This is a genomic window from Streptomyces sp. 3211.6 (assembly GCF_003634815.1).
Classification (GTDB): Bacteria; Actinomycetota; Actinomycetes; order Streptomycetales; family Streptomycetaceae; genus Streptomyces; species Streptomyces katrae_A.
The window spans coordinates 1,015,600-1,028,311 of the sequence record NZ_RBXC01000001.1; the positions used below are offsets into that span (position 1 = coordinate 1,015,600).

At 74.2% G+C, this 12,712-nt stretch carries 11 protein-coding genes and 1 pseudogene; 9 read left to right on the forward strand and 3 right to left on the reverse strand.

What is annotated here, in order from left to right; all coding sequences use genetic code 11:
- Positions 1 to 187: 187 nt before the first annotated feature.
- Positions 188 to 1,192, reverse strand: coding sequence for a PP2C family protein-serine/threonine phosphatase (locus tag BX286_RS04845; RefSeq protein ID WP_121014617.1), 1,005 nt, complete (start codon positions 1,190 to 1,192; stop codon positions 188 to 190).
- Between the two features lie 143 nt (positions 1,193 to 1,335).
- On the opposite strand from BX286_RS04845, the gene BX286_RS04850 reads away from it, so the two are divergent.
- The 8 genes from BX286_RS04850 (at position 1,336) to BX286_RS04885 (ending at position 10,634) form a co-directional block, all read left to right on the forward strand.
- Positions 1,336 to 2,271 carry a cyclase family protein gene (locus BX286_RS04850; protein WP_079424102.1) on the forward strand — a complete coding sequence of 312 codons (936 nt, stop codon included), beginning with the start codon at positions 1,336 to 1,338 and terminating at the stop codon, positions 2,269 to 2,271.
- 131 nt (positions 2,272 to 2,402) lie between these two features.
- On the forward strand, positions 2,403 to 5,099 hold the full coding sequence (locus BX286_RS04855; RefSeq protein ID WP_121017565.1) for a SpoIIE family protein phosphatase: 2,697 nt from the start codon (positions 2,403 to 2,405) through the stop codon (positions 5,097 to 5,099).
- Positions 5,100 to 5,195: 96 nt separating this feature from the next.
- On the forward strand, positions 5,196 to 6,752 hold the full coding sequence (locus tag BX286_RS04860) for a sugar ABC transporter ATP-binding protein (RefSeq protein ID WP_079424104.1): 1,557 nt from the start codon (positions 5,196 to 5,198) through the stop codon (positions 6,750 to 6,752).
- Positions 6,749 to 7,804: an ABC transporter permease gene (locus tag BX286_RS04865; protein WP_121014618.1), complete on the forward strand. Its 1,056-nt coding sequence runs from the start codon at positions 6,749 to 6,751 to the stop codon at positions 7,802 to 7,804. Before BX286_RS04860 ends, BX286_RS04865 begins: the two co-directional genes overlap by 4 nt.
- Before the next feature lie 11 nt (positions 7,805 to 7,815).
- Entirely contained in the window at positions 7,816 to 8,958 is a 1,143-nt protein-coding gene (locus tag BX286_RS04870) for a substrate-binding domain-containing protein (RefSeq protein ID WP_079424106.1), read from the forward strand.
- A 114-nt stretch (positions 8,959 to 9,072) separates the two neighbouring features.
- Positions 9,073 to 9,816, forward strand: coding sequence for an HNH endonuclease family protein (locus BX286_RS04875; RefSeq protein WP_261993360.1), 744 nt, complete (start codon positions 9,073 to 9,075; stop codon positions 9,814 to 9,816).
- A complete protein-coding gene (locus tag BX286_RS04880) occupies positions 9,813 to 10,094 on the forward strand; it encodes a hypothetical protein (RefSeq protein WP_100864732.1) in 282 nt (93 codons plus the stop codon). The genes BX286_RS04875 and BX286_RS04880 overlap by 4 nt, the downstream gene beginning before the upstream one ends.
- Positions 10,095 to 10,223: 129 nt before the next feature.
- Positions 10,224 to 10,634: a rodlin gene (locus BX286_RS04885; protein ID WP_079424110.1), complete on the forward strand. Its 411-nt coding sequence runs from the start codon at positions 10,224 to 10,226 to the stop codon at positions 10,632 to 10,634.
- 145 nt (positions 10,635 to 10,779) lie between these two features.
- On the opposite strand, the gene BX286_RS04890 is transcribed toward BX286_RS04885, so the two are convergent.
- Both BX286_RS04890 and BX286_RS04895 read right to left on the reverse strand, forming a co-directional pair.
- Positions 10,780 to 11,055 carry a hypothetical protein gene (locus BX286_RS04890; RefSeq protein ID WP_121014619.1) on the reverse strand — a complete coding sequence of 92 codons (276 nt, stop codon included), beginning with the start codon at positions 11,053 to 11,055 and terminating at the stop codon, positions 10,780 to 10,782.
- Positions 11,056 to 11,126: 71 nt separating this feature from the next.
- Complete coding sequence (locus BX286_RS04895; RefSeq protein ID WP_398897937.1) at positions 11,127 to 12,035, reverse strand: IS5 family transposase; 909 nt, start codon at positions 12,033 to 12,035, stop codon at positions 11,127 to 11,129.
- A gap of 34 nt (positions 12,036 to 12,069) precedes the next feature.
- On the opposite strand from BX286_RS04895, the pseudogene BX286_RS04900 reads away from it, so the two are divergent.
- Positions 12,070 to 12,711 (forward strand): annotated as a pseudogene (locus BX286_RS04900) (chitinase); the annotation flags it as partial.
- Position 12,712: the final 1 nt, after the last annotated feature.

Here is a 12,712-nt window from a genome sequence, read left to right on the forward strand (position 1 = left end):
GGTGCCCCGCAATTTCGGGGCGGTGCGGTGAGGGGATCGATCGGGAATTCCTTCTGGAGGATTTCCTTCTCTTTCCTGTTTCCTCGTTTCCTTTCCGCTCCTCAAGTAAGCCCCAGCGGGCACGGCAGGGTCACGTTCCGGAAAGTCGGGACTTGACAGGGCCGCGGTCGGCGGATAAAAGCGGCGCTCAGCCGACCCGGTCGACCAGGACGACCGCCACGTCGTCGGCCAGGCGGCCCCGCGCATGGCGCAGCAGGGCCTGGCGCAGGCCCTCCAGGAAGGACTGCCGGGTGCGGTCGCACAGCTTCTCCATGGCCCCGGCCAGGTCGAAGAAGGCGTTGTCGCCGTCGCGGGCCTCGATGACCCCGTCGGTGTGCAGCAGCAGCGGGGGCGGGTGGCCCCGGTTGACGACCTGGACGTCGAGGGTGTCGGGGACCTGGGCCACCAGCGCGGTCACGAAGCCCTCCAGGAGGACGTCGTCCCCCTGGGCCAGGCCCGCGCCCGGGGTGGCGGCGTCCCGGCGCAGGGCCGCCCCGCAGTGCCGGACGACCTCCACCAGGTCGTCCTCGTAGTGCACGGATTCCCGGAAGGCGCCCAGGACGACGGCGGCGGCGCGCACGGCCGGCAGTCCCTTGCCGCGGACGTCCCCGACGATCAGCCGGATCCCGTACCGGGTCTGGACGGCGTCGTAGAGGTCGCCGCCGATCTGCGCGCCCGTCTCGGCGGCCAGGTACATGCTGGCGGCCCGTACGGGACCCAGCCGGGCGGGCACGGGCCGCAGCAGGACCTCCTGGGCGGCCTCGGCGATCCGGCGGACCTGTCCCAGCTCGTGGTCCCGGCGGGTCCGGACGGTGCGGCTGGTCATGACGCTGGCCGTGGTCACGAGGACGAGGGCCAGGAGGTTGGTGTAGACCTGCTGGCCGCCCCAGGCGTGGTTGTACGTGGCGGTGACGACGCTGACCGCGAGGGCCAGTCCGGCCGCCGCGAGCGTGCCCGCGGGGCCGAGGGCCACCGCAGCGAGGGCGGGGGTGGCGACCAGCAGCGGGCCGGAGTACACGGCGTGCGCGGGAGTGAGTTCGACGACGAGCACCACGAGGGCGACCGCGAAGGGGAGTGCCTGCGCGAGGGCGAAGAGGATCTGGTGGTGGCCGCCGGCTCCCGGTCCCGGGGGCGAGCGCCAGGGCGCTCTCATGTGTCCAGCCTGCCCCGCCCGGGCGTACGGCCGCCACTTCGTGCGGCGCGTCGCGCCGGACCGCCGTCCGGGGGCCCGGCGCAGGGGGTAGGGATGCGGAAACGGCCCGCCGCCGGCCCCCGCGACACCGGAGCGCCCCCCGCATGAGCACCGACCCCGCCCAGGTCCCCCGGGTCTCCCGGGAGGAGTTCGACGCCCTGTTCGCCGAGGTCCGCACCTGGGGCCGCTGGGACCCGGCCGCCCGGGGCGCCTGGAACCGGGTCACCCCCGGCCATGTGCGGCGGGCGGCGGCCCTGGTCCGCGACGGTGCGACGGTGCCGCTCGGGCGCCCGTGGGACACCCGGCCCGCCCCGGACAACCCTCGGCCGGCCCTGCACCACATGACCGACCTGGGCGACGTGGAGTCCCCGGAGCCGACCGCCCACAAGGACTTCCTCGGCGCCGACTACCACGGCAAGTCCGTCAGCCACCTCGACGCCCTGTGCCACATCGCCTACCGGGGGGAGCTCTACGGGGGCCGCCCGGCCCGCGACTCCGTCGGCTCGGGCGGCGCCCGCTTCGGCTCGGTGGCCGCCCTGGGGCCGCTCGTCACCAAGGGCGTGCTGCTGGACCTGCCCGCCGTCCTGGGGGCCGGCTGGCTGGAGCCCGGGCGGGCGGTGCGGGCGGGCGACGTGCTGGCCGCGGAACGGGCGCTCGGCGCGCAGATCGACGAGGGCTGCGCGGTGCTGCTGCGCACGGGCCGCTTCCGGCGCCGCCGGGAGCTGGGCCCGTGGGACCTCGACGCGGCGAGCGCGGGATTCCACGTGGACGCGGTGCCCCTGCTCGCCGAGCGGGGGATCAGTCTGCTGGGCTCGGACGGGGACGGCGACCTGCGCCCCTCGCCGGTCGAGGGCGTGCACTCCCCGGTCCACACCCTCGCGCTCACGGCCATGGGGGTGCCCCTGCTGGACAACCTGGACCTGGAGGGGCTGTCCGCCGCCTGCGCCGGAACCGGACGGTACGCGTTCCTGCTCGTCGTGACGCCCCTGAACGTGCCGGGCGGGACGGGGTCGCCGGTCAATCCGGTCGCCGTCCTGTGAAGGGGGAAAACACCCGGAATATACTCGAAACGCACTGATTGACGTTTCACCGCACGGACCAGAGCACACGGCACGGACCACGGCGATCATCCCTAAGCGGCCGGGTTCACCCCGGCAGGGAAGTGATGCAGATGGGGGTCACGGGAGACCAGACCGGCCCGGCACGCTCCCGTGAGCGCTTCCTGGGGGGCGAGCCGGTGGAGGACACGGTGCGCGGGCCCATTCTGAACTCCTGGCTGCGCTGCCGGCTGCTGGGGCTCTCCCCCGACGAGTCCGATCTCCCCTACCGGGAGGACTTCGATCCCGACAGCCGGCTCGTCCGGGCCGCCGGACCGGTCCTCGACGAGCTACAGCAGCGGTTCTCCGGCAGCCGGATGAACATCTCGGTGACCGACGCGGACGGCATGGTGCTGCAGCGCCGCTTCGGCGAGCCCTCCCTGGTCCGGAGCCTGCCCCCCATCCAGAGCCAGCCGGGCTTCGTCTTCGCCGAGCGGTACGGCGGAACCAACGGCATCGGCCTCGCACTGGCCGAACGCCGGCCCGTGCAGGTCTACCGGGCCGAGCACTTCGCCGAGCGCGCCCAGTCGAACGCCTGTTGCGCCGCTCCCATCCGCGACCAGCTCAGCGGGCACATCGTCGGCGTGCTCTGCTTCGGCTACCCCTACGCCTACGAGCACCCGGACCTGCCGGTCCTGCTGGGCCGCGCGGTCGGCACGATCGAGCGGCGGCTGATGGCCCAGAGCGCCGAGCGCGAGCGCGGCCTGCTGCACACCTACCTCGACGCCGAACGGCTCGCCGGGACGGCCCCGGCCGGGCCCGGCGCGGCGGACGGGACGGCGGTGCCGCCCGGCCCCGCCGCACCGGGCCTGGACCCGCACGACCGGGCGGTCCTCAGGGAGCGGGCCACCGAGCTGATCTCCTCGGCCCGCCGGGGCGCCTTCGGCGTGGCCCTCCCCCACGGCGGCGAGGCCACCCTGCTCAGCCGCCCGCTCACCAGCGGCACCGGGGTGGACGGCATGGTCGTCGAGGCCGTCATCGGCGCCGGCCCGCCCGGCCCCCACGCCCCGTCCGCGTCCCCGTCCGCGTCTCCGTCCCGGCCGCCGGACGCGTTCCGCGGCCTGGTGCTGGTCGGCGAGCCCGAGGTCGGCAAGTACGCCGTCGCGGCCCGGCGGCGCCTGGAACTGCTGGCGGAGGCCAGCAGCCTCATCGGCACCACCCTGGACGTGGCCCGCACCGCCCTGGAACTCGCCGAGACGGCCGTCCCCCGGCTGGCCGACTACGTCACCGTCGACCTGCCCGAGTCCGTCCTGCACGGCGAGGAGTCCGCCGACCCGGGGGCCGAGCTGCACCGCACGGTGGTCCACGGCATCCGCGACGACTGCCCCTTCTACCCGGCCGGGCAGCACGTGCGGCTGCTCCCCGGCACCCCGCACATGCGCTGCCTGACCGGCGGGCACCCCGTCCTGGAGCCCGAGCTGGGCTCCGCGGCCGGCTGGATCGCCCAGAACCCGGAACGGGCCCGCCGGCTCCTGGAGCACGGGGTGCACTCCCTCATCGTCGTCCCGCTGCTGGCCCGCGGGGTGCTGCTGGGCATCGCGAGCTTCTACCGCTCCCAGGACCCGGCCCCGTTCGGGGACGACGACACCCGGCTCGCCGGGGAGCTCGCCGCCCGCGCCGCCCTGTGCATCGACAACGCCCGCCGCTACACCCGGGAGCACAACCTGGCCCTGGCCCTCCAGCGCAGCCTCCTGCCGCGCGGCCTGCCCGAACAGGGCGCCGTCGAGGTCGCCCACCGCTACCTGCCCGCCGAGTCCGGGGTCGGCGGCGACTGGTTCGACGTCATCCCGCTCTCCGGCACCCGGGTCGCCCTCCTCGTCGGCGACGTCGTCGGCCACGGACTGCACGCCGCCGCCACGATGGGCCGGCTGCGGACCGCCGCCCGCACCTTCGCCGAACTGGAGCTCGCCCCCGACGAGCTCCTCACCCACCTGGACAACCTCCTGGTCCGCCTGGACCGGGAGGAGGGCGGCGACGAGGCCCCGGGCAGCACGGGTGTCGTCGGGGCCACCTGCCTGTACGCGGTCTACGACCCCACCACGCGGCTGTGCACCATGGCCCGGGCGGGCCACCTCCCGCCGGCCCTGGTCCACCCCGACGGCGCCGTGACCTTCCCCGACCTGCCCGCCGGTCCCCCGCTGGGCCTGGGCGGACTGCCCTTCGAGACGGCCGAGTTCGAGCTGCCCGAGGACAGCACGCTGGTCCTCTACACCGACGGCCTCGTGGAGGACCGGCACCGCGACATCGACGTCTCCCTCGACCGGCTGCGGAGCGTCCTCGCCCACCCGGACCGGGCCCCCGAGGACACCTGCCGGGCCGTCATGGACGCCATGGCCCCCGAACACCCCGACGACGACATCGCCCTCCTCGTCGCCCGCGCCCACACCCTGCCCGCCGAGCGGATCGCCGACTGGGAACTGCCGGCGGACCCCGCCAGGGTCTGCGACGTCCGCGCCGCCGCCACCCGGCGGCTGGCCGAATGGGGGCTGGAGGAGCTCGCGTTCGCGGCCGAACTGCTGCTGAGCGAGCTGGTCACCAACGCCATCCGCTACGGGGGCGAGCCGATCCGGGTCCGCCTCATCCGCGACCGCAACCTGATCTGCGAGGTCTCCGACGGCGGCAGCACCGCCCCCCACCTGCGGCGGGCGGCCAGCACGGACGAGGGCGGCCGCGGCCTGTTCCTCGTCGCCCAGCTGGCCCAGGCCTGGGGCACCCGCTACACCCCGCGGGGCAAGGTGATCTGGGCCGAATGCGCCCTGGATGCCGCATAACGTCCGTCGTACCCCGGAATGAGCACCGACGGCCAGTAGCATCCCCCTGTCCCGCCCTCCCGTGCGGGGGTCCGAGGCCGGCCCCGGAGACGTCCCGTGCACGACGCCCATGACGAGTACGACGCCCCACCGCACCCGGACACGGAGCCGCTCGTGCGGATCCGGGGTCTGCGCAAACGGTTCGGCGGCACCCTCGCCCTGGACGGGGTGGACCTCGACCTGAACGCCGGCAGCGTCCTCGCGCTCCTCGGCCCCAACGGCGCCGGCAAGTCCACGCTCATCAAGGTGCTCGCCGGGGTCCACCGGGCCGACGCGGGCGAGGTGAGCGTCGCCGGGCACCCGCTCGGCTCCGGAGCCGCCCGCGCGGCGATGTCCTTCATCCACCAGGACCCCGGCCTGGTCGACTGGATGACCGTCGCCGAGAACACCGCCCTGGGCACCGGCTACCCGCGCCGCCTCGGCCTGATCTCCTGGCGGCGCACCCGGGAGCGGTGCGCCGACGCCCTCGCGGCCGTCGCCGGCCATCTGGACCCCGCCGCCCGCGTCGCCTCCCTCGCCCCCGCCGAACGCTCCCTGGTGGCCATCGCCCGGGCCGTCGCGCGCGACACCCGCCTCCTCGTCCTCGACGAGCCCACCGCCACCCTCCCCGCCGCCGACTGCGCCCGCCTCTTCGACGTCCTGCACGCCCTGCGCGACCGGGGCCACGGCATCCTCTACGTCACCCACCGGCTCGACGAGGTCCACCGGGTCGCCGACTGCTTCGCCGTCCTGCGCGACGGACGCACGGCCGCCCGGGGGCCCCTCGCCGGATACGACCCCGGCCGGCTGGTCCGGGACATCACGGGCGGCGCCCCGGCCGGACCCCGGCGCCCGGCCCGCACCGCGCCGCCGCCCGGGAGGCCCCCCGTCCTGCGCCTGGACGCCGTGAGCACCGAAGGCGGCGGGCCCGTCAGCCTGGAGCTGGCGGCCGGGGAGATCCTGGGCATGGTGGGGCTGACCGGCGCCGGCCACGCGCACCTGGGCCGCGCCCTCGCCGGGGTGCTGCCGCTGTCCGGCGGGCGGGTCCTGCTCGACGGGCGGCCGTACCGGCCGCGCGGACCGGCCGGGGCGGTGCGCCGGGGCGTGGGCTTCGTGGCCGCCGACCGCCAGGAGGAGGGCTGCGCCCCCGATCTGACGGTCCGGGAGAACCTCCTGGCCAACCCGAGGGCGGCCGGGGTGCCGGCCTGGCGCTGGCTGGGGCCCCGGCGCGAGCGGCGCGAGGCGGCCGCGCTGGCCGAACGGTTCGCGGTGCGCCCCCGGGACACCGAAGTGCCCGTGGCCACCCTGTCGGGCGGCAACCAGCAGAAGGTCGTCCTGGCCCGGTGGCTGCGCGGGCACCCGCGGCTGCTGGTCCTGGAGGAGCCGACCGCGAGCGTGGACGTGGGCGCCAAGGCCGCGGTCCACCGGATGCTCGACGGGGCGGCCGCCGACGGGACGGCGGTCCTGCTGGTGTCCACCGACTTCGAGGAGGTCGCGGACCTCTGCCACCGCGCGCTGGTCTTCGTCCGCGGATCGGTGGCGGCCGAGCTGTCCGGCGCCCGCCTGACCCCGGCCGGACTCACCCGCACCGCCTCGGCCATGCCCGCGATCACCGGACCTGCGGGGGCTCCGTGAGCGGCTGGTCCCCGCGCGGGCACGTCGTCGGCAGCTACGGCCTGCCGGCCCTGGGCCTCCTGCTCTTCCTGGCGTTCTCCCTCGCCCTGCCGGACACCTTCCCCACCCGGGAGAACGTGTCCTCGATCCTGTCCAACCAGTCGATCCCCGCCCTGCTCGCCCTGGGGGCCACGGTCCCGATCGCCACCGGGAAGTTCGACCTGTCCCTCGGCTACGGTCTGGGCCTGGCCCACGTCCTGGTGATGCACCTCGTCGTCGACACGGGCACGCCCTGGGCACTGGCCTGCCTGGCCGTGGTCGCGGGCGGAGCGCTGGCCGGCGCGGTCAACGGGATCGTCGTCGAGTTCGCCCGGATCGACTCCTTCATCGCCACGCTGGGCACCGGCAGCATCATGTACGCCTTCACCGGATGGCTCACCGAGGGCAGCCGCATCGTGCCCGGCCCGCAGGGACTGCCGCCCTCCTTCACCGCCCTGTACGACACCACGTTCCTCGGTCTGCCGCTGCCGGCGTTCTACGTGCTGGCCGCCGCCGTGCTGCTGTGGGCGGTGCTGGAACGGCTGCCCTTCGGCCGGTACCTGTACGTCACCGGCTCCAACCCCCGTGCCGCCGCCGTCCTGGGGATCCCCACCCGCCGGTACTCGGTCTGGGCGTTCGCCACCTCGGGCCTGGTCACGGGGGTGGCCGGGGTACTGCTCGCCGCCCAGCAGCAGACCGGGAACCCGAGCGTCGGACTGGACTACCTGCTGCCCGCGTTCGTCGGCGCCCTGCTGGGCTCCACCACCGTCAGACCCGGCCGGGCCAACGCACCCGGGACCCTGGTGGCGGTCGGGGTGCTCGCCGTCGGGCTCGCCGGGATCGGCCAGCTCGGCGCCGACTTCTGGGCCACCCCGCTGTTCAACGGCGGGACGCTGCTGCTGGCCGTCGGCCTGGCCGGGTACGCGGCGCGGCGACGGCTGCGCGCCCGCCCCGCGGCGGCCGGTCCCGCCCCTCCCGCCGATGACGGCTCCCCCCGGCCACCCGCGCACCACCAGCCCCCCGCGCATCCCTGATCAGGAGCACCGTGTACCCGAACCGCAAACGCCTCCTCGCGGCCGCGGCCCTGTGGGCCGCCGCCGCCCTCGCAGCGGGCTGCGGGGGCGGCGGCTCCGCGCACCCCTCGGCCACCGCCCCGGGCGCCCGCTGCCCGGCCGCGCTCGCCCGGGCGAAGGAGGCGGTCCGGCGGGCCGAGCAGACGGACACCGGCTGGAACGGGCCCACCACCGGCCCCGCGGCGGTCCCCGGCAAGTCCCTGGTCTACGTCGCCCAGACCATGACCAACCCCGGGGTGGCCGGGGTCGCCGAAGGGGTCCGGGAGGCCGCCGCCGCCATCGGCTGGCAGGTCCGGGTGATCGACGGGGACGGCAGCCCGGCGGGCATCCAGGCCGCGCTCAGCCAGGCGGTCACCCTGCGGCCCTCGGGCATCGTCATCGGCGGCTTCGACCCGCGGCTGACGGAGCAGCAGACGGCGCACGCGCAGGCCCAGGGCATCACGCTGATCGGCTGGCACGCGGTCGGCTCCCCCGGCCCGAGCACGGAGCCCCGGCTGTTCACCAACATCACCACCAGGGTGGAGGAGGTGGCGGGGATCAGCGCGGACTGGGTCATCGCGCGCTCCGGCGGCGCGGCCGGAGTGGTCGTCTTCACCGACGACTCCATCCCCTTCGCCCGCACCAAGGCGGAGCTGATCGGACGGCGGCTCGCCGGCTGCCCGGGCGTGGACGTGCTCGCCACGGAGAACATCCCCATCCCGGACGCCGGGCAGCGCACCCCCCAGGAGGTCTCCTCGCTCCTGGCGCGCTTCGGGGACCGGTGGACCGACTCCGTCGCCATCAACGACCTGTACTTCGCCGACGCCGCCCCCGCGCTGCGCGCCGCCGGACGCCCGGGCGGGGGGCCGCCCTTCAACATCGGTGCGGGCGACGGGGACCCGTCCGCCTTCCAGCGGATCAACAGCCACGGGTTCCAGGCGGCCACCGTCCCCGAACCGCTGTCCCAGCAGGGGTGGCAGGCCGTCGACGAGTTCAACCGCGCCTTCGCCGGGCGGCCCGCCAGCGGTTACGTCGCCCCGGTCCACGTGGTGACGGCCGGCAACAGCGGCGGGGCCGCGTCCTGGGACCCGAAGGGCTACCGGGAGGCGTACCGGAGGATCTGGCACGGCGGGTGAACAGGGGCGGGGGGCGCGGCGCCGCGTCCCGGGGCCGGTGCGGGGTTGGTTGTCCGGTTATGGGTAGTCTTCCCGGGTCGGTGTGCGGGTTCCGTCAGGGCGGGGTGGGTTGTCATGGGTCGTCAGACAGGGGTGCGCGCCGGGGCGGTGGCCGCGGTGCTGCTGCTCGGGCTGAGCGGGTGCGGCGGCCCGAAGGGCCAGGGGGACGGGAAGGCCCCGGACGGGCCGGCCGCGAGCGCGAGCCCCGCACCGTCCGCCTCCTCCGCGCCCCCGGCCGGTGACGCCAAGCCGGCCCCGGGCGACGTGCTGCCCGGCATGGTGGGCGCGGCCGTCGCGCGCGCCCAGCTGGCGGCCCTGCCGACGGGCAGGCCCGGCACGATGGCCGGGTACAGTCGCGACAAGTTCACGCACTGGGCCGAGCAGGGCGACAAGTGCGACACCCGCGAGGTCGTCCTCCAGCGCGACGGCAAGGACGTCGCCCGCGACTTCGAGTGCCGGGCCGTGAAGGGCAGCTGGAAGAGCCTGTACGACGGGGTCACCGTCAACGAGGCGTCGAAGCTGGACATCGACCACATGGTCCCGCTCGCCGAGGCCTGGCGCTCGGGCGCGGCAGCGTGGGACGCGGCCAAGCGCAAGGCCTTCGCCAACGACCTGACGCGCCCCCAGCTGCTGGCGGTCTCGGCCGCCTCCAACCGCTCCAAGGGCGACCAGAGCCCCGACCTGTGGCAGCCCTCGGACAAGTCGAGCTGGTGCCAGTACGGGCGCGCCTGGACCACCGTCAAATCCCATTACGGGCTGACCGTCACCGAAGCCGAGAGGGCCATGCTGACCACCATGATCGACACCTGCGCCGCATGACCGGCCCCCGCCAGTACCAGTGGCAGGACGAGGTCCTCGCCGGCCCCGGCGGGGCCATGACCGACGAGGTCGGCGTCATCACGGGCCCGCTGACGCTGCGCACCACCGGCGGCCCCGACGGCACGGTCCGTTTCGAGGTGCAGTACACCGACGCTGCCGAGTGGTACACCCTCACCGGCAGCCCGGCGGCGCACGGCGACCCCTACGCACTGCACATCGCGGCACTGCGGGCGATCCGCGAGGGGGGCGGCGCCGAAGCTCCCGCGCCGCCCGTCTGAGCAGCCGTCCGAGCATCCGTTCCGGACGGGCCGTTGGGCCGCTCGGGTGACGGGCGATAACCCCTGGCGCCGGGCGCAGTTGATCCAGACGTCCCGCCGGGGACAGCTCATGCGACAGAAGGATCACCAATGCTCAAGAAGTTCATGGCCACCGCTGCGGTCACCGCCTCCATCCTGGGCACGGGCGCCCTCGCGGCCTCCCCGGCGATGGCGATCGGCAACGACAACGGCGTCAACACCGTCAACGGCAACGGCTCGCAGCAGATCTACGGCAACCAGGAGACCTCGGGGGCGATGAGCCCCCAGCTCAGCGCGATCCAGGGCTCGCTGAACAAGGCCTGCGTCGCCCTGCCGGCCAAGGTCAACGTCCAGTCCGTGCTCTCCGCGGTCAACGTCGGCATCCAGGACATCGCGATCGCCTCCAACCCGCAGAACCAGCAGTGCACCGAGAACTCCACCCAGGCCAAGGGTGACGAGACCCTTTCGCACATCCTGTCCAACATCCCGATCCTGTCCGGGAACGTGTCGGCCGGCAGCTGATCCAGCGGTTCCGGAGCGGCGTGGCGACGCGGTCGCCACGCCGCTCCGGCGTTTCTCCGCGCCGCACATGAAGTTTGGTCTAGGCCGTGTTTTAGAACTCGCCGACCTGCCTGGTTGGCCGTCCGGGGAAGTCGCGGGCGGCCATTCAGACGGTGAGGTCGCGGGCGATGTCGTTGATGCTGGTCGCTGTGGTGACCTCGTGCTCGTTGCGGGTGGTATCGCGGCGGACGAACTCGTAGCCGCCTTCGTCCAGGACGGCCACGGAGGCGAACCAGACGGGGTCGTCCTCGTCGGGCTGGACGACCACGAAGGTGTTGTCGGAGTCGTTGAGGTCGCTGACCATCATGAACAGCGCGTCCTCAGAGGGGTCGTCGATGCGGTCGCCGTTCTCGCTGTCGGCGCCGTAGTACTGGGCCCCCATCGCTGCTTCTCCCTCGCGTTGTTCGCCCTGGCCGCGGTCAGCATGGCATGCGGACCGACGGCCCAGGCCAGTCACAGCCATTCACCGATGGCGGCGATCAGGACGGTTGCCTCGAAGCGGACCGCGAGCTTGTCGAACCGGGTGGCCACCGCCCGGTTGCGCTTGAGCCGATTGATCCCACACTCGACCGCGTGCCGAGCCTTGTAGTCCTCACGGTCGAAGGCCGGAGGCCGCCCGCCGGCCTTCCCCCGCCGCTTGCGGTTCGCGACCTGGTCGGCGGGCTCTGGGATGGTACAGCGGATTCCCCGTTTTCGCAGGTAGGCCCGGTTGGCGCGGGAGGAATACGCCTTGTCGCCCCGCACCCGCAGCGGGCGGACACGAGGACGGCCCGGTCCGGTGCGGGGAACCCGGATGCCTTCCAGCACGGCGGCGAACTGAGGGCTGTCACCACGCTGACCTGCGGTGACCAGCAACGACAGCGGCCGTTGACCTTGCTCGCAGGCTAGATGGATCTTCGTGGTGAAACCGCCCCGGGACCGACCCAGTCCGTGGTCTTCCGGCTCGGCGCGGGTCCCGCCGGGCGGTTCCTTCTGGGCCTGTCCGTCGCGGCGGGCACCCGCGGCGTGCTGATGGGCCCGGCAGATCGTGGAGTCGACGTTGACCTCCCACGTGATCAGCCCTGCCTCATCCGCGCGGGCTTGCAGCCTGGTCAGCAGTGCAGGCCAGGTGCCGTCACGCTGCCAGCGGCGGAAGAGCCCATAGACCGTCTGCCACGGCCCGTACTCCGACGGGAGATCCCTCCACGGAGCACCAGTCCGCACCCGCCACCGAATCCCGTCGATCAGCCTCCGCCGGCCCAACGGCGGCCGCCCCAACACCGCGACCGGCAGCAGTGGTTCCAGCACGGCCCACTGACCATCAGAAAGATCCCCTCGCCCCACACCACGATCATCACGGCGCAGGGCGAGCGACAAGCCCATTTCTAAAACACGGCCTAGACCTTGACAGGGCGAGACCCCGGGGACCGGGAACCCGTCCGGGTTCGTGGTCAGCGAGGCCCAGTTCAACCAGATGTTCCCGGACCGCAACCCCTTCTCCACCTACAACGGCCTGGTCGCGGCGCTCTCCGCATACCCCGCGTTCGCCCACACCGGGGACGACACCGTCAAGCGGCGCGAGGCGGCGGCCTTCCTCGCGAACGTCTCGCACGAGACCGGCGGGCTGGTGTACATCGTCGAGCAGAACACCGCCAACTACCCGCACTACTGCGACGCCTCCCAGCCCTACGGTTGCCCGGCCGGCCAGGCGGCGTACTACGGCCGCGGCCCCATCCAGCTCAGCTGGAACTTCAACTACAAGGCCGCCGGCGACGCCCTCGGCATCAACCTGCTCGCCAACCCCTACCTCGTCGAGCAGGACCCGGCCGTCGCGATGAAGACGGCGCTCTGGTACTGGAACTCCCAGAACGGCCCCGGCACGATGACCGCGCACGCGGCCATGGTCAACGGAGCGGGCTTCGGCGAGACCATCCGCTCCATCAACGGGGCCCTGGAGTGCAACGGCGGCAACCCGGCGCAGGTGCAGAGCCGGGTGGACAAGTACCAGGCCTTCACCCGGCTGCTGGGCGTCGCCCCGGGGGCCGGCCTGAGCTGCTGAC